We start from the raw sequence: 25,221 nt of genomic DNA, 5'->3' as shown, positions 1-25,221 counted from the left end.
GATGGCGGCGAACGGCACCAGCGTTTCGATCCAGGACCTGTCGCTGAACTTCGGCGCGGTCTCGGTGCTGCAGACGCTCAATCTCGATGTCGCCGAAGGCGAGTTCATCGTGCTGCTCGGGCCTTCCGGCTGCGGCAAGTCGACCTTGCTCAACTGCATCGCCGGTCTGCTCGACATTTCGGAAGGCCGCATCTTCATCAAGGGCAAGAACGTCACCTGGGAAGAGCCCAAGGACCGCGGCATCGGCATGGTCTTCCAGTCCTATGCGCTCTATCCGCAAATGACGGTGGAGAAGAACCTGTCCTTCGGGCTGCGTGTCGCCGGCATCGCCAAGGACGAGATCGCCAGGCGCATCGCGCGCGCCGCCGAGATCCTGCAGATCGAGCCGTTGCTGCAGCGCAAGCCGGCGGCCCTTTCCGGCGGCCAGCGCCAGCGCGTGGCGATCGGACGGGCGCTGGTGCGCGATGTCGACGTCTTCCTGTTCGACGAACCGCTGTCCAATCTCGATGCCAAGCTGCGTTCGGAGCTGCGTGTCGAGATCAAGCTTCTGCACCGCAAGCTGCAGAACACGATGATCTATGTCACCCACGACCAGATCGAGGCAATGACGCTGGCCGACCGCATCGCGGTGATGAAGGGCGGCGTCATCCAGCAGCTCGACGCGCCGCAGACCATCTACAACCGCCCGGTCAACCGGTTTGTCGCCGGCTTCCTCGGTTCGCCTGCGATGAATTTCGTCGAGGGGCAGCTGGAGACCGGCACGACGGCGGTGTTCAAGACCGGGGATTTGACCATACCGCTCGAGCGCTATGGCTTCGACGGCACCGGCAACAAAAGCGGGCCTTGCGTGTTCGGGGTTCGCCCCGAGCACGTTGCCTTTGGCGAGGCCGCGAATTCCATGCCCTTCGCCACCGATGCCGCCGTCGAGATCGTCGAGCCGATGGGCTCCGATACGCTGGTGTGGACGAAGCTCGGCGGCCGCATTTTTTCCTTCCGTGTCGAGGCGGAAAAAACGCTGCGCAATGGCGACCCGATCAGGATCGGCTTTGATCCTGCCCGCGCCTCGCTGTTCGAAACCCCATCCGGCAACCGCATGTAGCTCCCAAGAAAACCATCCTCCCAAGGACAATCCCAAGCAGAACGGACAGAGATGATGAACTGGTCATTCCAACTTTACAGCGCCCGCAATTTCTTGCCCTGGACCGATGTGCTCGAAATGCTCGGCGAGCTCGGCTACGCCGAGGTCGAAGGGTTCGGCGGCGTCTATGACGATCCCAAGGCCTTCCGCGCCGAGCTCGACAAGAACGGCCTTGCCATGCCGACCGGGCATTTTTCCATCGATGCGCTGGAGAATGATTTCGACGGTGTGCGCCGGATCGCCGAAACGCTCGGCGTCAAGCTTTTGATCTGTCCCTATCTGATGGCCGAGGACAGGCCATCCGACGCCGCCGGCTGGCGCGCCTTCGGCGAGCGCCTGGCCAAGGTCGGCGAGGTCGCGTCGAAGGCCGGCTATGGCTTCGCCTGGCACAACCATGATTTCGAGTTCAAGACACTCGCCGACGGCTCGGTGCCGCAGGACCATATCCTGTCGTCCGCGCCCAATATAGGCTGGGAAATGGACGTCGCCTGGGTAGTGCGCGGCGGCTCCGACCCGCTGCCCTGGATCGAAAAGCAGGGCCAGCGCATCGTCGCCGTCCATGTCAAGGACATGGCGAAGGCGGGCGAGGGGCTGGATGAGGATGGCTGGTCGGATGTCGGCCACGGCACGATCGATTGGGCCGGCCTGATCAAGGTGCTGCGGGCCAAGAGCGCGGCGAAATACTTTGTCATGGAACAGGACAATCCCAACGACATCGAGCGCTTCGCCCGCCGCTCGATCGCAACCGTCAAGAGCTACTAGGAACAACCACCATGGCAAAGAAGCTGGGTACTGGGAAATTGGGTGTTGGCGTCATCGGCTGCGGCAACATCTCGAAGGCGTATTTTTCGCTGGCGCCGTTGTTTCGCGGCATCGAGATGCGCGCCTGCGCCGACATCAACATGGACGCGGCCAGGGCGCGGGCGAAGGAATTCAAGCTGCGCGCCGAGACCGTCGAGGATCTGCTCAAGGCCGACGATATTGACATCATCGTCAACCTGACCATTCCGGCCGTGCATTACGAGGTCTCGAAGCAGGTGCTCGATGCCGGCAAGCATGTCTATTCCGAAAAGCCGTTCGTGCTGTCGCTGAAGGAGGGTCAGGACCTCAAGGCGCGGGCGCAGAAGAGGGGGCTGCGCATCGGCTCGGCGCCGGACACGTTCCTCGGCGGCGCGCACCAGCTGGTGCGCGAACTGATCGACGAGGGGAGGCTTGGCAAGATCACCAGCGGCACCTGCCACGTCATGGGCCACGGTATGGAGCATTGGCACCCCAATCCCGACTTCTTCTTCCAGCCCGGGGCGGGACCAGTGCTCGACATCGGACCGTACTACATCACCAATCTGATCCAGCTGATCGGGCCGGTGAAGCAGGTAGCGGCCTTCGCGACGACCCCCGCCAAGGAACGGACCATCAGCTCAAAGCCGCGCGCAGGCGAAAAAATCCCGGTCAACACGCCGACCACGATCCATGGCCTGCTGGAATTCGAGAACGGCGCCGTGGTGACGCTGAACACCAGCTGGGATGTGTGGGCTCACGGCCACGCGCCGATGGAACTCTATGGCGAGGGCGGGACGGTGTTCGTGCCGGATCCGAACTTCTTCGGCGGCGACGTGCGCTTCACCGAAGAAGGCAAGCCGGTCAAGAAGCTGCCGAAATGGAAGCATCCGCTTGGCGTTCCCAATGAGATGCATGGCCAAGGCATGATGGCCAATTACCGCACGGCGGGCCTGGCCGACATGGCGCTGGCGATCGCCGAAGGGCGGCCGCACCGCTGCTCGATGGAACTCGCGCTGCATGCCGTCGATGTCATGACCGGCCTCCTGCGCTCCGGCGAAACCGGCAAGTTCGTCGCCATGCAGACCACTTGCGAGCGTCCGGCCGCGCTTGGCGTCAAGCAGGCCAAGGAGCTGCTGGCCAAGAAGACGTAGTCGCATGGATTATCGATAATTTTGCCTTACCCCTCTCCCCGTTCCTCCGGGGAGGGGGTAAAGGATGGGGTCCGGGCATGCTCATCGCCTCTGCGATGACGGTGCCTGTCCGTTCAAATTCGAGGATTTCCCCATGCCCTATATCGCCGCTGAAAACCGCTACGAGAAAATGATCTACAACCGCTGCGGTCGGTCCGGCCTCAAGCTGCCGGCGATCTCGCTCGGGCTGTGGCACAATTTCGGCGACGACACGCCGCATCGGACCAAGCAGGCGATCGTGCGAAAGGCCTTCGATCTTGGCATCACCCATTTCGACCTCGCCAACAATTATGGGCCGCCGCCCGGCTCGGCCGAGACGGCTTTCGGCGAGATACTGCGTACTGATTTTGCCGCCTATCGCGACGAACTGATCATCTCGACCAAGGCCGGCTACGAAATGTGGGCCGGCCCCTACGGCGAATGGGGCGGGCGCAAATACATGCTGGCGAGCCTCGACCAGAGCCTGAAGCGAATGGGCCTCGACTATGTCGACATCTTCTACTCGCACCGCTTCGATCCCGATACGCCGCTCGAAGAAACCATGGGTGCGCTCGACCAGGCGGTGCGTTCGGGCAAGGCGCTCTACGCCGGCATCTCGTCCTACAATTCGCAGCGCACCCGCGAGGCCGCCGACATATTGAGGCAACTCGGTACGCCCTGCGTCATCCATCAGCCGAGCTATTCGATGCTGAACCGCTGGGTCGAGGAGGACGGACTGCTCGACACGCTCGAGGGGCTCGGCGTCGGCTCCATCGTGTTCTCGCCGCTGGCGCAAGGCATGCTGACCGACAAATATCTCGGCGGCATTCCCGATGGCAGCCGGGCCTCCCAAGGCAAGTCGCTCAAGACAGCTTTCATCAACGATCGCACCATTGCCAACATCAAGGCGCTCAACGCGATCGCCGGCAAGCGCGGCCAGACGCTGGCCCAGATGGCCTTGGCCTGGGTACTGCGCAGGGGCCGGGTTACTTCGGCGCTGATCGGCGCCAGCCGGCCCGAGCAGGTCGAGGATTGCGTCGGGGCGCTGAAGGTGCTCGACTTCAGCGACGCCGAACTGGCCGAAATCGATACATACGCGCGCGAGTCCGATATCAACCTGTGGGCTGCTTCCGCCGAACGCAAAGGCCCGCCGGGAAATAGCTGAAGCCGGCTAATAAAGGCTGGCGGAATTGCTCGCGCCGGCCTTCGCGGATGAAGTCCAGTCAGGGCGTGGCCGGCCTCCCTGAGGCGGCGTTGATCGCCGCGTGGGTCGGCAGGCCAATGGTGCCTGGCACACCCTTGGCTACTACCCTCGTCGAGATTTCTGCCAATGTGCCCGCGCGTCATCGATTGGCCCGGGACAACAACAGAAGAGTAGCAAAGAGGGCGGTTCGTCGCTATCTGAATGGGATCGGGCCGTTTGCACGCGCGGACAGCCCGCCAACGGTGCAGGACAAGTGGAACAGGACCATGGCGGCAAGGGATGTGCTGACGAAAAACCAGTTGTGCGTGCTCGAGAAACTCGAGATCGCCAGCGGGCCGCTCAGCGCCTACACCTTGCTCGATCAGCTTCGCGAGCGCGGTTTTCGCGCCCCGTTGCAGGTCTATCGCGCGCTCGACACGCTGGTGAAATCAGGCTTCGTGCACCGGCTGGAAAGCATCAACTCCTTCGTCGCCTGCGCCGAGCCGCACGACCACAGCCACTCGATGACCGCCTTCGCCATCTGCGATACTTGCGGGCAGGTGACCGAAATGTCCGATCACGACGTCGACCACCGGCTGAACGAATGGGTCAACTCGACCGGCTTCGCCGCCAAGAAGGCGGTGATCGAATTTCGCGGGACCTGCGCGAAATGTTTGGCGCAAGCGGCCTGAGGGCCTTCGCCAGCGCGTCAGTGTGCCTCGTCCCAGTTGCTGGCGGCCCGCGCGTCGACATGCAGCGGCACCGACATCGAGACCGCCGGCATCGCCGCGTTTTCCATGACATGGCGCACGACGGGGATCGTCGCCTCGACTTCGGCCTCGACCGTTTCGAAGATCAGTTCGTCATGCACCTGCAGGAGCATGCGGGCCGACAGCTTGGCCTTGTCCAAGGCTTCCTCCATGCGGATCATGGCGCGGCGGATGATGTCGGCGGCGGTGCCTTGCAGGCGGGCGTTGATCGAGGCGCGCTCGTTGAACGCGCGCAGCGACGGGTTCGAGGACCTGATGTCGGGATAGTGGATGCGGCGGCCGAAGATCGTTTCGACGAAGCCGTGCTCGCGGGCATAGGCCTTGGTCTCCTCGATATAATCGCGGATGCCGGGAAAGCGCTCGAAGTATTTCTTGATGTAGGCGCTCGCCTCCTCGCGCGGGATCGACAGCTGGTTGGCGAGACCGAAGGCCGAGATGCCATAGATGATGCCGAAATTGATCGCCTTGGCACGGCGGCGCACTTCCGACGGCATACCCTCCACGGGCACGTTGAACATTTCAGACGCTGTGATGGCGTGGATGTCGGCGCCATCCGCAAAGGCCTGCCGCAATTGCGGGATTTCAGCGACATGGGCGAGCACGCGCAGTTCGATCTGGCTGTAGTCGGCTGACACCAGCCGGAGGCTCTTGTCGGTGATGAAGGCGGTCCGGATCTTGCGGCCTTCAGCCGTGCGCACCGGAATGTTCTGCAGGTTCGGGTCGGAAGACGACAGACGGCCCGTCGTCGTCGCGGCGAGCGCGTAGGAGGTGTGGACGCGTTTCGTGTCGGGATTGACGAAGCCGGGCAGGGCGTCGGTGTAGGTCGATTTCAGCTTGGTCAGCTGGCGCCAATCGACGATCTTACGCGGCAGTTCGTGCCCTTCCGCGGCAAGGTCTTCGAGCAGCTGCGCCGAGGTCGACCACTGGCCGGTCTTGGTCTTGGAGCCGCCGGGCAGGCCCATGCGGCCGAACAATATGTCGCCGAGCTGCTTGGGTGAGCCGATGTTGATGCGCTCGCCGATGAGCAGGTAGATTTCCTCCTCGAGCCGGGCCGCACCTTGCGCCAGTTCCCCCGACAGCCGCGACAGGATCTGCCGGTCGACCGAAATGCCGCGCTGTTCCATGCGCGCCAGCACCGGCACCAGTGGCCGCTCCAGGCGTTCATAGACCGAGACCAGGCCCTTGGCGGCAAGCCGGGGCTTCAGCACCCGCCACAGCCGCAACGTCACGTCGGCATCCTCGGCGGCGTGAGCGGTCGCCCTGTCGATATCGACCTGGTCAAAACCGACAGAGTTCTTGCCGGAACCGGTCACGTCCTTGAGTTGAAGGGGTTTATGGCCAAGCCATTTGTCGGCAAGGGCATCCATGCCGTGGCCATGCGGCGTGCCGGCGTCGAGCACGTAGGAGATCAGCATGGTGTCGTCGAACGGCGCGACATCGATGCCGTAGCGGCTCAGGATGACCAGATCATATTTCAGGTTCTGCGCGATCTTCAGCACCGACCTGTCCTCGAACAGGGGTTTGAGGACCGCCAGAGCCTCGCGAAGCGGAACCTGGTTTTCGAGCGTGCCGCCGCCAAGCAGGTCGCCATTGCCGCTCTTATGGGCGAAGGGAATATAGCCGGCGCGGCCAGGCGCTGTGGCCATGGCCAAGCCGATCAGTTCGGCCTGCATCGGATCGGTCGAGGTGGCCCTGACGTCGAAGGCAGCGATACCGGCCTCCCGCGCCTCCGCGACCCAGGCTTTCAGCGTCGCGATATCGCGGATGCACTGATAGGCCGCGGTATCGATCTTGGCGGTCGCCGCTCTCTCCAGCCGCAATGCGGCCAGGAGGGAAGGGGTGTCACCTTGTTTTGGCGTCTCCGTCGTCTCGATTTCAGCAGCCTGGCCAGGCTCGGAGCCCGTCCCGTTCCGGGCAACGGGCGGTGTTCCGGCGCCGACATCGGGGCCATGGGCGTTATCGGCGCGTTCGACGGGCACCGCGACGGCCTGGACGTCGCCGGCCTCGGTGCCGGTCGCTTCCGCCACACGGCGCGTCAGCGAGGTGAATTCCATGGTCTTGAGGAAGCCGATCAGCTTTGGTCCGTCGGGGGCATGCAGGACGAAATCGTCCAATCCTTCTGCCACCGGCACATCGTTCTTCAGCGTCACCAGCTGGCGCGAGATGCGCGCCTTGTCGGCGTTGGCGATGATCGATTCCCGCCTTTTTTCCTGCTTGATCTCGCCGGCGCGGGCGAGCAATCCGTCGAGGTCGCCGAACTGCTCGAGCAGTTGCGCCGCGGTCTTTGGCCCGATGCCGGGCACGCCAGGCACATTGTCGACTGAGTCGCCCGTCAGCGCCTGCAGGTCGATCATCTTTTCCGGCGGCACGCCCCATTTCTCGACGACTTCGGGGATGCCGATCTGCCGGTCCTTCATCGGGTCGTACATGCCGACCGTTTCGCCAACCAGCTGCATCAGATCCTTGTCGGAGGAGATGATGGTGGTGTCGCCGCCGGCCTCGCAGGCCAGCCGGCAATAGGTGGCGATGAGATCGTCGGCCTCGAAGCCTTCCATCTCGACGCAAGGCAGGTTGAACGCCCTGGTTGCCTGGCGGATCAGGCCGAACTGCGGGATCAGATCCTCGGGCGGCGCCGAACGGTTGGCCTTGTATTCGGGATAAAGGTCGTTGCGGAAGGTTTTCGAGGAATAGTCGAAGATGACGGCGAAATGCGTCGGCACAATGCCCACATCGGTGTTGCGGGCATCCTGCATCAGCTTCCACAGCATGTTGCAGAAGCCGGAAACGGCACCGACCGGCAGGCCGTCCGACTTGCGGGTCAGCGGCGGCAGCGCGTGATAGGCGCGGAAGATGTAGCCGGAGCCATCGATGAGAAAGAGATGATCGCCTTTTTTCATGCGGGCAGGGATAGCGCGGCGCGATGGCTTGGTCCATGCCAAAGACAGCGCCAGATACAACACCCTGACAGATCGCGACCCTGACGGATCGGAGGCATACAGGCCCGCTCACGGGCACGTTACAAAAGTGTAACGTTGACGCCCTTGAATCGCCACGTTCACAGACCCAAATAGACGTCATCGGCAGTTTTCGCCGAAGTCCGGAGCAAGGCCCGTCCCCCGCCTATACCGGACAATTGCGGCAGCCTATCCCCCCTCTCCGGGCTGCCGCATCGTTTCGAGTAAAAGGCCGCCGTGGTTCCCCCTCCACCACGGCGGCATTTTTTTTTGCCCGCGGCGGCCATCCGAGTCGTGGTCCAATCGTCCCGGGCTTTTCGTTTCGCCGCTCTGCCTTTACGGTTCCGGCACTGAACCGAAAGGCTATTGCAAATGTCCGCAGTCTCCCCCGTCCTCGACCGTCTCGACAAGAATCTCGACCAGAGCCTGGAACGGCTCTTCGGCCTGCTCGGGATCAAATCGATCTCCACAGATCCAGCCTACGCCGCCGACTGCCGCAAGGCGGCGGAATGGCTGGTGGCGGAACTCAAACTGATCGGCTTCGACGCCAGCGTGCGCGACACGCCGGGCCACCCGATGGTGGTTGCGCATCATGATGGGCCGGCTGGCGCGCCGCATGTGCTGTTCTACGGCCATTACGACGTGCAGCCGGTCGACCCGATCGAATTGTGGGAAAACGATCCCTTCGCCCCCGCGATCAAGGAGGTCGGACCTGGTCACAAGATCATCACCGGGCGCGGCTCGGCCGACGACAAGGGCCAGCTGATGACCTTCGTCGAGGCATGCCGTGCTTGGAAACAGGTGCACGGCAGCCTGCCGTGCCGGGTCACCATCCTGTTCGAAGGCGAGGAGGAATCCGGCTCGCCCTCGCTGAAGCCGTTCCTCGAGGCCAATGCCGAGGAGCTCAAGGCCGACTTCGCGCTGGTCTGCGATACCAGCATGTGGGACCGCGACACGCCGTCGATCTGCGTCGGGCTACGCGGTCTGGTTGGCGAGGAGATCACGGTGAAGGCCGCCGACCGCGACCTGCATTCGGGCCTGTATGGCGGGGCTGCCGCCAACCCGATCCGCATCCTGGCCAAGGTGCTGGCCGACATCCACGACAAGGACGGCCATATCACCATCCCGGGCTTCTATGACGGCGTCGAGGAAACGCCCTCGCAGGTGCTGAAATCATGGGAGACGCTGGGCGAGACGGCCGAGACCTTCCTCGGGCCTGTCGGCTTGTCGATCCCATCGGGCGAAAAAGGCCGCTCGGTGCTGGAACTGACCTGGGCGCGACCCACCGCCGAATTCAACGGCATCATCGGTGGCTATACCGGCAAGGGTTTCAAGACGGTCATCGCGGCGGAGGCCTCGGCAAAGGTCTCGTTCCGCCTTGTCCACAAGCAGGATCCGGCCAAGATCCGCGCGGCCTTCCAGAAATTCGTCAAGGAACGCATCCCGGCCGATTGTACGGTCGAATTCCATGCTCATGGCGGCTCACCGGCAATCCAGCTCTCTTACGACTCGCCCTTCCTGGCCAAGGCCAAGACGGCGCTTTCCGACGAATGGCCAAAGCCCGCGGTGACGACCGGCAGCGGCGGCTCCATTCCGGTGGTGGGCGACTTTCAGACCTATCTCGGCATGGAATCGCTGCTGGTCGGGTTCGGCCTCGATGACGACCGCATCCACTCGCCCAACGAGAAATACGAGCTCAGCTCCTTCCACAAGGGCCAGCGCTCCTGGGCGCGCATTCTGGATGCGCTGACACGCTGAGCGCGGAAAACACGTTTTCTTGTTGATTTTTCACTGGATCGCGGCGAGGACGGGTAACGCCGCGACCCGGAGAAAACGATGAGCGATATCCGCTTCCATAAAAACGATCTGCCCGACCTTTCGCATTACGATGTCGCGGCGGTGGCGATCGATACGGAGACGCTTGGCCTCAACCCGCACCGAGACCGGCTCTGCGTGGTGCAGATCTCGCCCGGCGACGGCAGCGCCGATGTCATCCAGATCGCGCCGGGCCAGAAGGAGGCACCGAACCTGGTCAAGCTGCTGGCAAACGACAGGGTGACCAAGCTGTTCCACTACGGTCGCTTCGACCTCGCCGTGCTCTACCATGCGTTCGGCGTGATGGCCGAGCCGGTGTTCTGCACCAAGATCGCCTCGCGGCTGACGCGCACCTACACCGACCGGCACGGGCTGAAGGACATCTGTTTCGAGCTTCTCGGCGTCGGTCTGTCCAAGGCGCAGCAATCGTCGGATTGGGCGGCCGAAACGCTGTCGCCCGAACAGCTCGAATACGCCGCCTCCGATGTGCTCTATCTGCATCGTTTGCGCGATGCGCTGGCGGGACGGCTGGCGCGCGAGGGCCGCACGAAGGAGGCGGATGCCTGTTTCCGTTTCCTGCCGACGCGGGCCAAGCTTGACCTGATGGGCTGGGGCGAAGAGGATATCTTCGCTCACAGTTGAGAAAAGGGATGAGATGGCGGACAGAAAGCCGATATCGACCGCGCCGACCGACGGCTCCAAGGTCACCGTCACCTGGAAGGACAGCGACGGCGTCCTCAATGAATCCATAGCGCAATACCGCGACGGCGGCTGGTGGGTCTACACCGACAGCCATACGCAGAAGAAGGTCGAGCCGACCAGCTGGCGGCCCGCTGCCAGCGACGACGACGACCAGTGAGCGCCGCTGGCGAGGCCGAATGCTTTCGACTAGCCTGAAGCCGTTGATATCGGGGCCGATTCGGAGCCTTCCGCTCCGCACCCGCCCTCTTGCACGGAGGAACCCGCCATGGGTGTCGAAAGCCTTCTCGTCTTCATCCTCATCGGTGCCATCGCCGGCTGGCTCGCCGGTCTCATCGTTTCGGGTTTCGGCTTCGGCCTGATCGGCAACATCATCGTCGGCATTATCGGCGCGTTCATCGCCGGCTGGCTGTTTCCGCGCATCGGCTTCTCGATCGGCGGTGGCATCATCGCCTCCATAATCCACGCCACGATCGGCGCCATCATCCTTTTGGTTCTGGTCAGGGTGCTGAAACGAGCCTGATGCTCGGCATGACAGAAGGCGCGCCATGAAGCAGAACACGCTCTATCTCACCATTGGCGCGCTCATCATCGTGATCATCGCGCTGGGCGTCTACGTCTACCGCGAGCAGGCCAGGCCGAAAGGCGTCGAACTCAAGATCGACGACAAGGGCATTTCAATCCAGCAGAACTGAACCCGCCGGGATCCAGGAGCGTGACATGGGGGCTTCCGACGCGTGGCAGAGCGGAGAGCGGCCCAGGATTACCGTGGCGGAATGGGAGAGGCTGAACCGGCCGCCACGACGCGAGGCGTTGCTGCGCTATTACTGGCGGACTTTTCGCTTCCTGAGGACATCCGCGCCGGTCAGCGAATTGCAGGGACGACAGCAATCGTTCCGTGACGCGGTCGTCGCCAGCGTTGCCTTCAACCGGCCTGATGTGATCGCATGGCAGATCCACCTCGTGCGCAGACACCTGGCCGAGCACGAGAGCTATATCGTCTTCGACAACAGCAAGAAGGAGGAGGCGAGGGAAGCCATCCGCGACCTCTGCCTGCGCCAGCACGTCCCCTATGTAGCGTTGCCGAGAAACAGGCTGACGGTCAGCAGATCGCACGGCCAGGCGCTCAACTGGATCGTGCGCAATTTCATGACCGGCTTGGCCCCGAAGGTCTTCGGCTTCATCGACCATGACATCTTTCCGACGGAATCTTTTTCAATCCGCGACCGGCTGAAGGGCAAGAGCGTTTACGGCAGTGTCCGGCGCGACACTCCGACGCCGGGCGGCTGGTTCTTGTGGCCGGCCTTCTGTTTTTTCGACGGAAGCCTGTTGCGGCAGCGGCTGGATTTCGCGCCGAGCTACAAATTCCGTATGGACTCAGGTGGCGGCAACTGGCCGCTGCTCTACCGCACGATCGACCAGGCGCTGGTCAGATTTACCGAGAACAAGTTGCTGCGCTGCGGCGAGGGCGATGACGAGCACGAGGATTTCTTCATGTCGGTCGACGGCTGGCTGCATGTAACCAGTGCCTCGAACTGGCGAAGGCAGCCGGTTGACAGGCGCGAACAACTTGTCGCCTTGTTGCGGCAAGCTGCGGGTCCTGACCAGTTGGATGTGAAGTTCGAGCCGATCTAGAAGGATCGGAGTCCGTTGACCGCTCTAACAATGTCGTTGCGGTCACCTGCGAGGAGCAGGCGCTGGCGGCGTCGATTGTCGGAACGGCAAGCTCGGGGATCGAGCCAGGCTTGGCGCGCTTTTAAGCGCAGGCCGGGCGCCGGCCGTTTCCCGGTGGCGAACCGACGGTGTCGGAGAGAAGAGGATTAACAAATCCCTAACGGAATTCAGAGGTTTGGCCGAAGGCCTGCTTAACCCGCCCTTAAATCGCCGCATCTACTCTTCAACCCGAGCGCCATTGGCACCGGGGACATCAAGCGCAGCGCATGGCGAACCGCAGAGACAGTCGCATCGAGCCCAGCTTCGAGGGACCGCCGCGAGCGAGATCCCAGACGGGTCTTTCGGTGAGCGAGGAGGACCGCGTCGTGCCGAGCAACCGCAAAGCCTCCGCCAAACGCAAATCATCGAAGGCGAAATCGCCGCGGGGGAGGCGCGGCGGAGGCGGGCGCGGGCTGTTCGGCGTGCTCGGCCGGCTGTTCTACTGGTGCTTCGTGCTCGCCATCTGGGGCGGCATCGCGGTGGCCGGCGTCGTCATCTACTATGGCGCCAAGATGCCGGCGGCCACGACCTGGTCGATTCCCGATCGTGCGCCCAACATCAAGATCGTCTCGGCCGATGGGCAATTGCTGGCCAATCGCGGCATGAGCGGCGGCGAGGCGGTCGGCCTGCACGAAATGTCCCCTTATATTCCCGAGGCGGTGATCGCCATCGAGGACCGCCGTTTCTATTCGCATTTCGGTGTCGATCCGATCGGCCTGTCGCGCGCCATGGTCACCAACCTCATCGGCGGGCATTTCTCGCAAGGCGGTTCGACGCTGACGCAGCAATTGGCCAAGAACCTGTTCCTGACGCCGGACCGTACACTGGAGCGTAAAGTGCAGGAGGTGCTGCTGGCCCTGTGGCTCGAGCACAAGCACAGCAAGGACCAGATCCTCGAAATGTACCTCAACCGGGTCTATTTCGGCTCCGGCGCCTATGGCGTCGAGGCGGCCTCGCGCCGTTATTTCGGCAAGAGCGCACGCGACGTCACGCTGTCCGAAGCCGCCCTGCTTGCCGGCCTCTTGAAGGCGCCCTCGCGGCTGTCGCCGGCGCGCGATCCCAAGGCCGCCGAGGAGCGTTCGCAGCTGGTGCTCGGCGCCATGCGCGAGGAGGGCAAGATCAGCGAGAAAGAGCTGAAAACGGCGCTCAGCGCACCGGCGACGCGCTCGCCATCCTACTGGACCGGTTCGGAAAACTATGTCGCCGACACCATCATGGAAGAATTGCCCGACCTGATCGGCGACGTGCGCGGCGATATCGTCATCGATTCTACCGTGGACCTGAACCTGCAGAAGCTCGCCGAAAAGTCGATACGCCGGCTGATCGACGACAGCGGCAAGAAGCTCAACGTCACCCAGGGCGCGCTGGTATCGATCGACGATTCCGGCGCGGTACGCGCCATGGTCGGCGGCTACGACTATTCGACCAGCCAGTTCGACCGTGCCTCGGAGGCGCGCCGGCAGCCGGGCTCGGCGTTCAAGCCGTTTGTCTATATGGCGGCACTTGAGGCCGGCCGCACGCCTGACAGCATCCGCAACGATGCGCCGATCAAGATCGGCAACTGGACGCCGGACAATTACGGCGGCAAGTACTTTGGCAAGGTCACCTTGGCGACAGCGCTGGCAAAATCGCTGAACTCGGTTGCCGCGCAGCTGACCATGGAAGTCGGCCCGAACGCGGTGGTGGAAGCCGCGCACCGCATGGGCATCCAGTCCGACCTGCAGGCCAACACCTCGATCGCGCTCGGCACCTCGGAAGTTACGCCATTGGAGCTGACTTCGGCCTATGTGCCCTTCGCCAATGGCGGCTACAAGCCGGACATCCATTTCATCCGCCGCGTGACGACGTCAGACGGCAAGGTGCTCTACGACAGCGCCGGCGGCAGCGCACCGCGCGTGATCAAGCCCGAGATCGTCGGCATGATGAATTCGATGATGACCGGCACGGTCGAGGTCGGCACCGCCAGGAAGGCGGCTTTCGCCTGGCCGTCGGCCGGCAAGACCGGCACCAGCCAGAATTCGCGCGACGCCTGGTTCGTCGGCTACACCGCCAATCTGACCACCGGCGTATGGTTCGGCAATGATGACGGCACGGCGATGAAGAAGGTCACCGGCGGCGCGCTGCCGGCGCAGGCCTGGCACGAGTTCATGGTCGCCGCGCATGAGGGCTTGCCGGCGCGGCCGCTGCCCGGCACCTGGAAATCGACGCCGGCCGACACCATCGTCCCCGACGAGATTCCCTCTGCCAGCAACAACCAGCCGGCACCGGTTCCGTCGGCGTCCGTCGGCCAGCAGCCGCCGGCCGCGCAGGCGACAGCACCGGCAACGCCGGTCCGTGCGGCGCGGCCTGCCCAGACCGTCGATGCCGATGGCTTCGATATGCCGGCGGATGACGGCACCACCGCTTCGGTCGGACATCCGGTGCCGCCAGGCAGCGTCGGCGGTCGGCTCAAGAAACGGCAGACGTCGATCCTGGATATCCTTGGCGGCGGCTGAGCAGCCGGCTGGCGGCGTCAATCCGCCTCTCGCCACCTCAGCGGCATTCGGCTACATGTCCAGCCCGGAGACCGCGACATGACCGAGACCGACACCAGAAAAACCATCGTGCTGACCGGCGCCAGCCGCGGTATCGGCCATGCCACTGTCAAACGCTTTTCGCGCGAGGGCTGGCGCGTCATCACCTGCTCACGCCAGGCCTTTGCCGAGGATTGCCCGTGGCCGGCCGGTCCCGAGGATCACATCAAGGTCGACCTCGCCGATCAGGAAGATGTCGGTATTGCGGTCTCGGAAATCCGCCATCGGCTGGAATCCCATGGTGGCCAGTTGCACGCGCTGGTCAACAATGCAGGCATTTCGCCCAAGCTCAAGGACGGCAACAGCCGCATGAACTCGATCGACACGCCGATGCATGTCTGGCGCGACGTGTTCCAGGTCAATTTCTTCGCGCCGATCATGCTGGCGCGCGGCCTGTTCAAGGAATTGGCGGCGGCCAGGGGCTCGATCGTCAATGTGACGTCGATCGCCGGCACCCGCGTGCATCCCTTCGCCGGCACCGCCTATGCGACGTCGAAGGCCGCGCTCGGCTCGCTGACGCGCGAGATGGCGCATGATTTCGGCCCGCACGGCATCCGTGTCAACGCCATCGCGCCAGGCGAGATCGACACCGCGATCCTGTCGCCGGGCACGGAAAAAATCGTCGAGACCATCCCACTGCGGCGCCTGGGCACCACGGCCGAGGTGGCCGACATCATCTTCTTCCTGTGCTCGAGCCAAGCGTCCTACGTGACCGGCTCGGAAATCCACATCAATGGCGGCCAGCACGTGTGAACTGATCGAGCCAAGGCCCGCTCATCTGGCCAGGGTGACAAGCCTTCGCAGTTCATTCGTGGCTTGATCAACGCGCCTGTGGGCAGCGCCGGCTCAGGCAGCGGACGGTTCAGCGACCCGCGGCTTGTGGCCAAGCACCTCTTCGACAATGCCGCGCGCGATCTCGCGTTCGCCCATGATCACCGTATCGGCGCCGAGCCCCTTGAGATGCTCGACCTCGGCGTCGGAGTGGGCGCGGGCGACGACGTTGATGTTGGGATTGGCGGCGCGTGCCCGCAGCACGATCTGGCCGGCCTCGAACGCGTTGGGAATGGCAAGGATCAGCCGCGTGGCGCCTTCGGGATTTGCGGCGGCGAAGACTTCGGCGTTGGCGGCGTTGCCGGCGACGGTTTCGATGCCGCCTGCTTTCAGCTTCGCCAGCGTCTTGTCGGCATCCTCGATGACCAGGAAAGGCCGTGCTGCTTCTTTCAACGCGGCGCCGACGAGGCCGCCGACGCGGCCGTAGCCGATCAGGATGGCATGACCGGTGAGCGCCGTCCTTGGTGGCGGGCCGTCTTCCTTTTTGGATGCCACGGCGACCGAGGCGACATGGCCCGGTTCCGTCGCCGGACCAACCGGCTTGGCGTCCGCCGGCGGCGCCGTCCTGGCAGCGCGGGCCTCGAGCCACGGCTTCATCCAATCGATGACCAGGAACATCAGCGGGTTGAGCACGATCGACAGGATGGCGCCGGCCAGGATGAGGTCCCGTCCCTGTTCGGGCAGAAGCTTCAGCCCGACGCCGAGTTCGGCCAGAATGAAGGAGAATTCGCCGATCTGGGCAAGGCTGGCCGAAATCATCAAGGCCGTGGCCAGCGGATAGCCGAAGGCGACGACGATGACGAACGCCGCCAGCGACTTGCCGATGACGATGATGGCCAGCGTCGCCAGGATCGGCAGGCCGTTGCTGAACAGGCTGAACGGGTCGAACAGCATGCCGACGGAGACGAAGAACAGCACCGAGAAAGCATCTCGCAGCGGCAGCGATTCTTCCGCGGCACGGTGGCTGAGCTCGGATTCGCTCATGATCATGCCGGCGAAGAAGGCGCCCAGCGCCAGCGAGACGCCGAACAGTTTTGCCGCGCCGAAGGCGACGCCGAGCGCTATTGCCAGCACCGAGAGGCGGAACAGTTCGCGCGACCCGGTATGGGCGACATAGTGCAGGATCCAGGGAATGACCCTGCGGCCGACCACCAGCATGACGACGACGAAGGCGGCGACCTTCGCCAGCGTGACGCCGACGACACCCCAGATGCCGTAACTGGCCGGCAGCGCCAGCAGGCCGCTCGAATGGGCATCGGCCTGTTCCTGGCCGCCGAGTACGCCGGCAAGGGCCGGCAACAGCACCAGCGCCAGCACCATGGCCAGATCCTCGACGATAAGCCAGCCAACGGCGATGCGGCCGCGCTCGGTCTCGATCAAGCGGCGTTCCTGAAGCGCGCGCAGCAGCACCACGGTCGAGGCGACCGATAGCGCCAGGCCAAACACCACGCCCGCCCCCATCGACCAGCCGAGCATCCAGGACAGCCCGGCGCCGAGCGCCGTGGCAAAGCCGATCTGGACAATGGCGCCCGGCACGGCAATGGCGCGGACCGACAGAAGGTCCTTCAACGAAAAATGCAGGCCGACGCCGAACATCAGGAGGATGACGCCGATTTCGGCCAATTCGTTGGCAAGGCCGGCGTCGGCGACAAAACCGGGTGTGTTCGGCCCAACCAGCACGCCGGCTACGAGATAGCCGACCAGTGGCGGAATGCGGAACCGATTGGCGAGGGCGCCGAAGACGAAAGCCAGCCCCAGACCGGCGACGATGGTGGCGATAAGGGGCGTGTCATGCGGCATTGTCTATGGAGCGCCTTTCAAGCCAGCGATGTCGGATATGCGCCGCCCTAAGCCGCCGCCTGTTTGCAATATGGTGGACGGGGTGTCGGCGATGCAACCCGCAAAGCCGCGAATCAACGTCGAGACGGCAAAAATCTGACCGGCAGCTGAGTGACTGCCGGTCAGATGCCTGGGATCAGTGGCGACCGTGCTGCGACCCGATAGGCGCCTTCGCCGCGCGTGGTCAGGCTGCCTGCAGCAACGCCTCGATCTCGAAAATGGCGTGGTTGGTCATGGTCTTCGGGATTTCGGCCGTCACCTTGTCGCCAACCTCCTTATGCAGCTTCTTGCGCATCGCGCCGAGCACCATGGGCGGGGCGACAAGCACAAGGCTGTCGAATGCACCCTCATGTGCAAGCTTGTAGAGGCGGGCGGCAATCTCCTCGGCGAAGCGTTCCTTGCCGATGCGATGCCAGTCGGTCTCCTCGACCGCGCTGCGATGCACGGATGGGCCGTCATTGTATCGACCGGGGCTGTCGCTTCCCTGTTCGCGTGTGGGCGGGTTCTCCTGTTCCATCACCTGCACGACTTCAAGGTTGGGAAACTTGGTGTCGCCGGCGTTCTTGAGCAGGAGCGCCTTTTCGCCGTCGGCCACCAAAACCCAAATGCCATGCTTCAGTTTGATCGTGTTCATAGGGACGCTCCTTGTTGAGTGGTGGCTATACCGGGAACGCATTTTGACCCGTCAACGTTCCACCCGAACGGAGGACCGAGTGGCCGTGCAGACAGGCGCTGAAGACGAAATCACCACCGGACGACTTTAATCTACTGAATTGGTAGAAATTAGAAAAAACTGTTTTGTGGGATCGGTCGCCGGCAGCTAAAAGTGCCTGAAATCAAGGCGCGTTTCAGCAGCCCGGGCGCTCCCGGTGCATGGGCATGGAATATTTTTCTCCTGCCCTTCGCGGTTGCGGAAAAGCGATTGCCTGCCATCACCGGATGCGCGAGTGCTTTGCTTCTGCTTTTTTACGCTTGGGCGTAAAACTGCGACCCTGTTCCCGGATCTGCTTTGTCATGTCGCAAGCCACCACCAAGCTCAACGCCTTCCCCGTCTTCATGCGGGTCGAGGGCGAAGCCGTGGCCATTGTCGGCGGCGGCGAGGAGGCTTTGGTCAAGGCGCGGCTGATCGCCCAGTCGAGCGCGGTCCTGCACATCATCGCTGGGGATGCCGAACCGGATCTGTTGGCCTTCATCGCCGAGACGGGCGCGAACCATATGCCCGGCGCGTATGATGCTTCGCAGCTTGAAGGCGCCGTGATGGTGTTTGCCGCCAGCGGCGACGAGGCGCTCGACCGTCGCGTCGCCGCCGACGCGCGCCGGCTGGGCATTCCCGTCAATGCCGTCGACCGGCCGGACCTCTGTGATTTCTTCACTCCGGCGCTGGTCAACCGCGCACCGGTCGCCGTGGCGATCGGTACCGAAGGCGCGGGGCCCGTGCTTGCCCAGATGCTGCGCAGCCGCATCGACCGCATGCTGTCGCCCTCGCTCGGGCCACTGGCAGCGCTTGCGGCGTCGTTCCGCAATGCCGCCGAGAGATTGCCCAGGGGCAATGTACGCCGCCGTTTCTGGAGCGACTTCTTCGGCGGAGCGCCAGCACGCGCCGTCGAGGCCGGCGAATTTTCACAGGCGCGCGAAGCCGCCACCGATCTGCTGTTGTCCGACGCGCCCATTCGCGGCCACATCGCCCTGGTGGGCGCCGGTCCCGGCGCCGAGGACCTGCTGACCCTGCGGGCGCATCGTCTGCTGATGGAGGCCGATGTCATCGTCCATGACGCGCTGGTGCCGGAGGCGATCGTCGCCATGGGCCGCCGCGATGCCGAGCGCCTGCCGGTGGGAAAGCGCAAGGGCTGCCATACCAAGAGCCAGGCCGAAATCAATGCGTTGCTGGTGGATCTCGGTCGTCAGGGCAAGCGCGTCGTGCGGCTGAAATCGGGCGATCCGCTGGTGTTCGGCCGCGCCGGCGAGGAGATGGCCGCGCTTCGTGACGCCGGCATCGCCTATGAGGTGGTTCCAGGCGTCACAGCGGCCTTTGCCGCTGCCGCCGATTTCGAACTGCCGTTGACGCTGCGCGGCGTTTCCTCCTCGATGGTGTTCACCACCGGCCACGATCTCAAGGGCAATTCACTGCCGGATTGGGCCAAGCTCGCGATTTCCGGCGCTACCGTTGCCGTCTACATGGGCCGCTCGGTCGCGGCCGAAGTTGCCGGCCGGCTGATCGAGGCGGGCTTGTCGCCGGACACGGCGGTCGCCGTGGTCGAGAATGCCAGCCTGGCCAATCGCCGACGCTTCCACGGCACACTTGCCGACCTGCCGTCGCTGGAAGCGCGCGCCGATCTGTCGGGCCCGGTCATGACCATCATCGGCGACGCCGTCGCCGGCGCCAATTTCGAGCGGTCCGAGCCGCTCGCGGCACACAGGCACGAGAGCGTGCCCGTAGCAGCCGCCGAGGGAGTTCAGCCATGAAGATACTGACCGCCAATCGCCTCGCCGACGGCATTGCCGTCTGGTACGCCGATGGCGGCTGGGCCGAGACGGTGGACCATGCCGACCTTGCCCACGACAAGGCGGCCGAGGATCGGCTGGAGGCGATCGGCGCCAAGGCCCATGCCGGCAATGAAGTGGTCGACGTCAATCTGATCGACGCGGACATCGTCGACGGCGTTGTCGAGCCGGTGCGGCTGCGCGAGAAGATCCGCGCCGCTGGCCCGACCATCCGCAACGACCTCGGCAAGCAGGCCGAGCGGGCGGCATAGCCAGGACACCAGGTGAACGGGCGGACGCGCCCTGAAAGACGAAGCATGTACCGTTACGATGAGTTCGACCACGATTTTGTCCAGGCCCGCGTCGCCGAGTTCAGCGACCAGGTCGAGCGCCGGCTGTCCGGCGAGATCACCGAGGACCAGTTCCGGCCGCTCCGGCTGATGAACGGTGTCTATCTGCAGCTGCACGCCTACATGCTGCGCATCGCGGTGCCCTACGGCACGCTGAACGGCAAGCAGTTGCGCATGCTCGGCCACATCGCCCGCAAATACGATAAGGGCTACGGCCATTTCACCACGCGCCAGAACATCCAGTTCAACTGGCCGGCGCTGTCGGACATTCCGGCGATCCTGGCGGACTTGGCCAGCGTGGAGATGCACGCCATCCAGACCAGCGGCAACTGCATTCGCAATGTCACCGCCGATCATTTTGCCGGGGCTGCCGCCGACGAGGTCGCCGATCCGCGTCCCTATGCGGAAATCCTGCGGCAGTGGTCTTCGGTGCATCCGGAATTCTCGTTCCTGCCGCGCAAGTTCAAGATCGCGGTGACGGGAGCCGAGCGCGATCGCGCCGCCATCCAGACGCACGACATCGGCCTGCACCTGAAGAAGAACGCCGCCGGCGAACTCGGCTTCGCCGTCTATGTCGGTGGTGGCCAGGGCCGCACGCCGATGGTGGCGAGGAAGATCCGCGACTTCTTGCCCGAAGCCGACCTTCTCTCCTACTGCACGGCGATCCTGCGCGTTTACAATCTCTATGGCCGCCGCGACAACAAGTACAAGGCGCGCATCAAGATCCTGGTCCACGAGACCGGCGCCGAGGAAATCACCCGCCAGGTCGAGGCCGAGTGGCAGGAATTGAAGGACGCGGAGCTGAAGCTGCCCGAGGCGGACATCCGCGCGATCGAGGCCTATTTCGCACCGCCCGCGCTGACCGAGCGGCCGGACGGCGACGCTGCCGTCAAGGTGGCGCGGCTGGATTCCAAGGGCTTCTCGGACTGGCTCGACCAGAACGTGGTGACGCACCGCCACCCCGACTACGCGGCGGTGACGATCTCGCTCAAGGGTATCGGCGAGGTGCCGGGCGATGCGACCGACAGCCAGATGGAAGCGGTCGCCGACATTGCCGAGAAATATGCCTTCGACGAGCTTCGCGTCAGCCACGAGCAGAACCTCATCCTGCCGCATGTGGCGCGTGCCGACCTCAAGGCGGTCTATGACGCGCTGGTCGACATCGGGCTGGCGACGGCTAATTCCAACCTGATCTCGGACATCATCTCGTGCCCGGGCCTCGATTATTGCGCGCTGGCGACGGCACGCTCGATCCCGATCGCACAGGAAATCTCGCGCCGCTTCGCCTCGCTGGAGCGGCAGCGCGAGATCGGCGAATTGAAGCTGAAGATCTCCGGCTGCATCAATGCCTGCGGCCACCACCATGTCGGCCATATCGGCATCCTCGGTGTCGAGAAGAAGGGCTCCGAACTCTACCAGGTGACATTGGGCGGTTCGGCCGACGAGAACACTTCGGTCGGCGAGATCATCGGCCGTGGCTTCTCTTCGGAAGAAATCACCGACGCCATCGAGCAGATTGTCGACACCTATCTCGGCCTTCGGCTCAATCCGCAGGAAAAATTCATCGACGCCTACCGCCGTGTCGGTCCCGCGCCGTTCAAGGAGGCGCTCTATGCTGGCGAAGCCAAGGCCGCTTGACCATATTGCCGATGTCGATGACGGCATCGCCGCCAAAGCGGCCGGGTTTGACGCGCTCTACGGTCATCTCAGCCCGATCGAGCTCATCGAACGATCGGCCAACGATCTGTTTCACGACGAGATCGCCGCCGTGTCTTCGTTCGGCGCGGATTCGGCGGTGCTGCTGCATATGATCGCCAAGATCGACCGCACGCTGCCGGTCATCTTCCTCGATACCGGCAAGCATTTCGAGGAGACGCTCGGCTATCGCGACGCGCTGGTCGCCGATTTCGGATTGACCAACATCCGGGTGATCAAGCCGGACGAAGCGGCGCTCGAACGGATCGACCCGACCGGCAATCTGCACCAGAACAACACCGATGCCTGCTGCGACGTGCGCAAGGTCGAGCCGCTGGCACGTGGCGTCGCACCCTTTCGCGCCTGGTTCACCGGCCGCAAACGCTTCCAGGCCTCGACACGGGCCGCACTTCCGGTGTTCGAGGCGGTCGGCCCTCGCATCCGCATCAATCCGCTGGCGCACTGGACGACGTCGGACCAGGCCGACTACATGCGCGCGCATGCGCTGCGCGAAAACCCGCTGGTCGCCTATGGTTATCTGTCGATTGGCTGCTTTCCCTGCACGCAGCCGGTGCAGCCGGGTGAGGATGCGCGCAGCGGCCGCTGGGCCGGCCACGCCAAGACCGAGTGCGGCATTCACCTGTCGGGACTGGAAGTGTCGCTGACCGACGCATCACTATAAGGTATGTTGCCATTCAGGTGAGGCCGGGCTGCAAACGGCGGCTTCCTGCGCTTCCGGTGCTCACGGACTGCAAGTACGTTCCGCTCCGGTTCTCGCAAGCCGCCGTTTTCGACATAGCCTGACCTGAATTTCAACACACGCTCGAGCTCTTCGAATTTTAGGAATTTTAATGACTGGACCGACGACACCGGAGACCCGGCTCTGGACCCCGGAGGGTTTTCGCGAGGACGAGTGGAGCCATGCCGAAAGCGCCGACGCGCTTTCCGGCAATGGCCGATTCATCCTGCCGCTGCAGGCGTTCCTCGATCTTGACCCGGAGGTGCGCCGCTCGGCGAAGGAGCGGCTCGGCGTCGTGCTGCAGCCCGGCGACCAGCTCGAGAAGATCGCCGACCTGCTCGACCAGCTGTCGCTGGTGGCGCTGACCTTCCCGGCTTTCGGCGACGGCCGCTCCTTCTCCAAGGGCGAACTGCTGCGCAGCCGTTATCATTTCACGGGCGCGCTGCGTGCCACCGGGCAGGTCTTGGTCGACCCGTTGCCGCACATGCTGCGGCTTGGCTTCGATGAATTCGAGATCTCGAATCCAGTGCTCTTGAAGCGCCTGGAAGAAGGCCGCACCGGCGGGTTGGGGCTTTATTACCAGCCGGCCGCCATAACGGAGACCAAGGGACCGAAATATTCCTGGCGGCGCCTTCGCAACAGCTGACGCTTTTTCCAGCAAGGTCGAAGGCCTCTACTCCAAAAAACTGGTCGTACCAATTGTGCGATTTGCGCTTTTCCTCCCGGCATCTTGCCCTTAGGATACCGCTGTTATTTCGCGACCCGAAATAAATAGCCACAAAGGGAGAAACCGGGAATGGCTGGCAAGAAGATATTGATGCTCGTTGGCGAGTTCAGCGAGGAATACGAGATTTTCGTCTTTGAACAGGCCATGCATGCCGTCGGCCATACCGTGCATGTCGTTTGCCCGGACAAGAAGGCGGGCGATGTGCTGAAGACATCGCTGCACGATTTCGAGGGCCACCAGACCTACACCGAGAAGCCCGGACACGATTACATCCTCAACAAGACGTTTTCCGAGGTGGATCCGGCCCAGTACGATGCCGTCTACGCGGCGGGCGGGCGCGGTCCCGAATACATCCGTATCGACAAGCGCGTGCAGGCGCTGGTGCGGCACTTCCATGAGACAGGCAAGCCGATCTTCACCATCTGCCATGGCGTGCAGATCCTAGTCGCGGTCGACGGCGTGGTGCGGGGCAGGGAGGTGGCGGCGCTTCACTATTGCGAGCCGGAAGTCACGCTGGCCGGCGGCATCTATATCGACGTCGCGCCGAACGGGGCCCATGTCGACGGCAATCTCGTTTCGGCCAAGGGCTGGCCGGGCCTGTCCAATTTCATCCGCGAATGCCTGAAGGTGCTGGGCACGGAGATCCACCATGGCCAGATCCTGATGCGCGACGAGCGGCAAGCGGCCTGAGAAAGGTTTGGGAAATACCGCCGCGCTGGCGCGGCGGTATGCTCTACGCCGCCATCCGCGCTTCGCGGAACGACACCAGTTTGTGGCTGCTTTCGTCCCACAAGGCCAGTTTGACGCAGCGCAGGCTCTCGAGGAGCGTGACGCGGCCGATGCCGCGCAGCTCGGGATAATCCCGCAGCACTTCCTGCAGCCGGTAGCCGGGCACCTTGGCGGAGAGGTGGTGGACGTGGTGAACGCCGATATTGCCGGTGAACCAGTTCAGCACCGGCGGGAGGTCGTAATAGGACGAGCCGTGCAGGGCGGCGCGCTGGAACTCCCATTCCTCATCCTTCGCCCATTCGGTCTCCTCGAACTGGTGCTGGACATAGAACAGCCAGATGCCGGCCGAACCGGCGAGAATGACGATCGGCAGATGGACGATCAGGAACGCGCCGGGGCCGATGACCCAGATGAGGATGGCCGCGGCAAGCGCGATGCCAAGATTGGTGGTCATTGACGACACCCAGGGCGTCAGGCCGCCACGCATCATGCCGATAGGCAGCCTTTGCGAGAAGATGAACAGCCAGATCGGCCCCAGGCCGAACATCACCAGGGGATGGCGGTAGAGGCGGTAAGCCAGGCGACCCCGCCAGGACATCCGCCGGTATTCGGCGACGGTCAGCGTCCTGATGTCGCCCATGCCGCGTTCGTCGAGATTGCCGGCGCTGGCATGATGGGTGGCATGGGCACGCCGCCAGCAGTCGTAGGGCGTCAGCGTCAGGATGCCCAGCGCGCGGCCGATCCAGTCATCGGCAATGCGATTGGCAAAGAAGGAGCCATGGCCGCAATCGTGCTGGATCATGAAAATCCGCACTAGGAAGCCGGCCGCGGGCAGGATCAGCACCAGTCCCCACCAATGACCATAGGCATAGGCAGCGGAAGACAGAGCCCACAGCGTGGCGAAAGGAATGAGGGTGATGGCGAGTTCGAGTGTGCTACGCCGCCTGTCAGGCTTCTTGTAGCGCGCCAGGATCTTGAGCCAGGCGCGCTTGCTGTTGGCAGCTGCCTCGGGAGAAATCATGTTCATCAGGAAGCA

At 63.7% G+C, this 25,221-nt stretch carries 23 protein-coding genes; 19 read left to right on the top strand and 4 right to left on the bottom strand.

The annotated features are described in order from the left end of the window. Position 1: 1 nt before the first annotated feature. The 5 genes from FJ527_RS19730 (at position 2) to FJ527_RS19710 (ending at position 4,962) form a co-directional block, all read left to right on the top strand. Positions 2-1,099: an ABC transporter ATP-binding protein gene (locus tag FJ527_RS19730; RefSeq protein ID WP_140824008.1), complete on the top strand. Its 1,098-nt coding sequence runs from the start codon at positions 2-4 to the stop codon at positions 1,097-1,099. Between the two features lie 54 nt (positions 1,100-1,153). Next, positions 1,154-1,900, top strand: a complete 747-nt coding sequence (locus FJ527_RS19725; protein WP_140787865.1) for a sugar phosphate isomerase/epimerase — start codon at positions 1,154-1,156, stop codon at positions 1,898-1,900. Positions 1,901-1,911: 11 nt separating this feature from the next. After that, the gene (locus tag FJ527_RS19720) at positions 1,912-3,069 is read left to right on the top strand and encodes a Gfo/Idh/MocA family oxidoreductase (RefSeq protein ID WP_140823905.1); all 1,158 of its coding nucleotides are present in this window, start codon (positions 1,912-1,914) and stop codon (positions 3,067-3,069) included. A gap of 133 nt (positions 3,070-3,202) precedes the next feature. Continuing rightward, positions 3,203-4,252, top strand: a complete 1,050-nt coding sequence (gene mgrA, locus FJ527_RS19715; RefSeq protein ID WP_140823904.1) for an L-glyceraldehyde 3-phosphate reductase — start codon at positions 3,203-3,205, stop codon at positions 4,250-4,252. A gap of 305 nt (positions 4,253-4,557) precedes the next feature. Continuing rightward, positions 4,558-4,962, top strand: a complete 405-nt coding sequence (locus tag FJ527_RS19710; protein WP_015315682.1) for a Fur family transcriptional regulator — start codon at positions 4,558-4,560, stop codon at positions 4,960-4,962. A gap of 17 nt (positions 4,963-4,979) precedes the next feature. On the opposite strand, the gene polA is transcribed toward FJ527_RS19710, so the two are convergent. Then, on the bottom strand, positions 4,980-7,937 hold the full coding sequence (gene polA, locus FJ527_RS19705; protein ID WP_181166410.1) for a DNA polymerase I: 2,958 nt from the start codon (positions 7,935-7,937) through the stop codon (positions 4,980-4,982). Between the two features lie 429 nt (positions 7,938-8,366). Between polA and FJ527_RS19700 the strand changes: the two genes are divergently transcribed. The 8 genes from FJ527_RS19700 (at position 8,367) to FJ527_RS19665 (ending at position 15,547) form a co-directional block, all read left to right on the top strand. Continuing rightward, positions 8,367-9,752 carry a M20/M25/M40 family metallo-hydrolase gene (locus tag FJ527_RS19700; RefSeq protein ID WP_023770650.1) on the top strand — a complete coding sequence of 462 codons (1,386 nt, stop codon included), beginning with the start codon at positions 8,367-8,369 and terminating at the stop codon, positions 9,750-9,752. Positions 9,753-9,830: 78 nt separating this feature from the next. Continuing rightward, entirely contained in the window at positions 9,831-10,451 is a 621-nt protein-coding gene (locus FJ527_RS19695; RefSeq protein WP_140618902.1) for a ribonuclease D, read from the top strand. A 13-nt stretch (positions 10,452-10,464) separates the two neighbouring features. Beyond that, positions 10,465-10,668 (top strand): hypothetical protein, encoded by a 204-nt coding sequence (locus FJ527_RS19690; RefSeq protein WP_023770648.1) that lies wholly within the window; start codon positions 10,465-10,467, stop codon positions 10,666-10,668. Between the two features lie 108 nt (positions 10,669-10,776). Next, complete coding sequence (locus FJ527_RS19685; protein WP_015315687.1) at positions 10,777-11,031, top strand: GlsB/YeaQ/YmgE family stress response membrane protein; 255 nt, start codon at positions 10,777-10,779, stop codon at positions 11,029-11,031. A gap of 25 nt (positions 11,032-11,056) precedes the next feature. Continuing rightward, on the top strand, positions 11,057-11,203 hold the full coding sequence (locus tag FJ527_RS19680; RefSeq protein ID WP_140823902.1) for a hypothetical protein: 147 nt from the start codon (positions 11,057-11,059) through the stop codon (positions 11,201-11,203). A gap of 25 nt (positions 11,204-11,228) precedes the next feature. Beyond that, positions 11,229-12,143: a hypothetical protein gene (locus tag FJ527_RS19675; RefSeq protein WP_140823901.1), complete on the top strand. Its 915-nt coding sequence runs from the start codon at positions 11,229-11,231 to the stop codon at positions 12,141-12,143. Positions 12,144-12,448: 305 nt separating this feature from the next. After that, entirely contained in the window at positions 12,449-14,716 is a 2,268-nt protein-coding gene (locus FJ527_RS19670) for a transglycosylase domain-containing protein (RefSeq protein ID WP_140823900.1), read from the top strand. A 78-nt stretch (positions 14,717-14,794) separates the two neighbouring features. After that, on the top strand, positions 14,795-15,547 hold the full coding sequence (locus tag FJ527_RS19665; RefSeq protein WP_140713189.1) for an SDR family oxidoreductase: 753 nt from the start codon (positions 14,795-14,797) through the stop codon (positions 15,545-15,547). A gap of 93 nt (positions 15,548-15,640) precedes the next feature. Here FJ527_RS19665 and FJ527_RS19660 read toward each other — a convergent pair whose 3' ends face one another. Further along, the gene (locus FJ527_RS19660) at positions 15,641-17,425 is read right to left on the bottom strand and encodes a cation:proton antiporter (protein WP_140823899.1); all 1,785 of its coding nucleotides are present in this window, start codon (positions 17,423-17,425) and stop codon (positions 15,641-15,643) included. A gap of 223 nt (positions 17,426-17,648) precedes the next feature. Next, a complete protein-coding gene (locus tag FJ527_RS19655; RefSeq protein WP_015315693.1) occupies positions 17,649-18,098 on the bottom strand; it encodes a host attachment protein in 450 nt (149 codons plus the stop codon). Between the two features lie 380 nt (positions 18,099-18,478). Here FJ527_RS19655 and cysG point away from each other — a divergent pair, with 380 nt between their 5' ends. The 6 genes from cysG (at position 18,479) to FJ527_RS19625 (ending at position 24,146) form a co-directional block, all read left to right on the top strand. After that, entirely contained in the window at positions 18,479-19,927 is a 1,449-nt protein-coding gene (gene cysG / locus FJ527_RS19650; protein WP_015315694.1) for a siroheme synthase CysG, read from the top strand. Then, positions 19,924-20,217 (top strand): DUF2849 domain-containing protein, encoded by a 294-nt coding sequence (locus tag FJ527_RS19645; protein ID WP_140823898.1) that lies wholly within the window; start codon positions 19,924-19,926, stop codon positions 20,215-20,217. Before cysG ends, FJ527_RS19645 begins: the two co-directional genes overlap by 4 nt. A 45-nt stretch (positions 20,218-20,262) precedes the next feature. Beyond that, positions 20,263-21,933, top strand: a complete 1,671-nt coding sequence (locus tag FJ527_RS19640) for a nitrite/sulfite reductase (protein ID WP_140823897.1) — start codon at positions 20,263-20,265, stop codon at positions 21,931-21,933. After that, positions 21,908-22,672 (top strand): phosphoadenylyl-sulfate reductase, encoded by a 765-nt coding sequence (locus tag FJ527_RS19635; RefSeq protein ID WP_140823896.1) that lies wholly within the window; start codon positions 21,908-21,910, stop codon positions 22,670-22,672. Before FJ527_RS19640 ends, FJ527_RS19635 begins: the two co-directional genes overlap by 26 nt. Before the next feature lie 169 nt (positions 22,673-22,841). Next, a complete protein-coding gene (locus tag FJ527_RS19630; RefSeq protein WP_140823895.1) occupies positions 22,842-23,375 on the top strand; it encodes a DUF934 domain-containing protein in 534 nt (177 codons plus the stop codon). A 150-nt stretch (positions 23,376-23,525) separates the two neighbouring features. Beyond that, entirely contained in the window at positions 23,526-24,146 is a 621-nt protein-coding gene (locus FJ527_RS19625; protein WP_140823894.1) for a DJ-1/PfpI family protein, read from the top strand. A 43-nt stretch (positions 24,147-24,189) separates the two neighbouring features. On the opposite strand, the gene FJ527_RS19620 is transcribed toward FJ527_RS19625, so the two are convergent. Next, positions 24,190-25,212: a fatty acid desaturase gene (locus tag FJ527_RS19620; RefSeq protein ID WP_140618886.1), complete on the bottom strand. Its 1,023-nt coding sequence runs from the start codon at positions 25,210-25,212 to the stop codon at positions 24,190-24,192. Positions 25,213-25,221: the final 9 nt, after the last annotated feature.

The sequence above is a fragment of the Mesorhizobium sp. B2-4-18 genome (genome assembly GCF_006441385.1).
GTDB lineage: Bacteria > Pseudomonadota > Alphaproteobacteria > Rhizobiales > Rhizobiaceae > Mesorhizobium > Mesorhizobium australicum.
The sequence above is the reverse complement of the archived record's forward strand: the minus strand, read 5'-3'. Positions and strand labels throughout refer to the sequence as shown.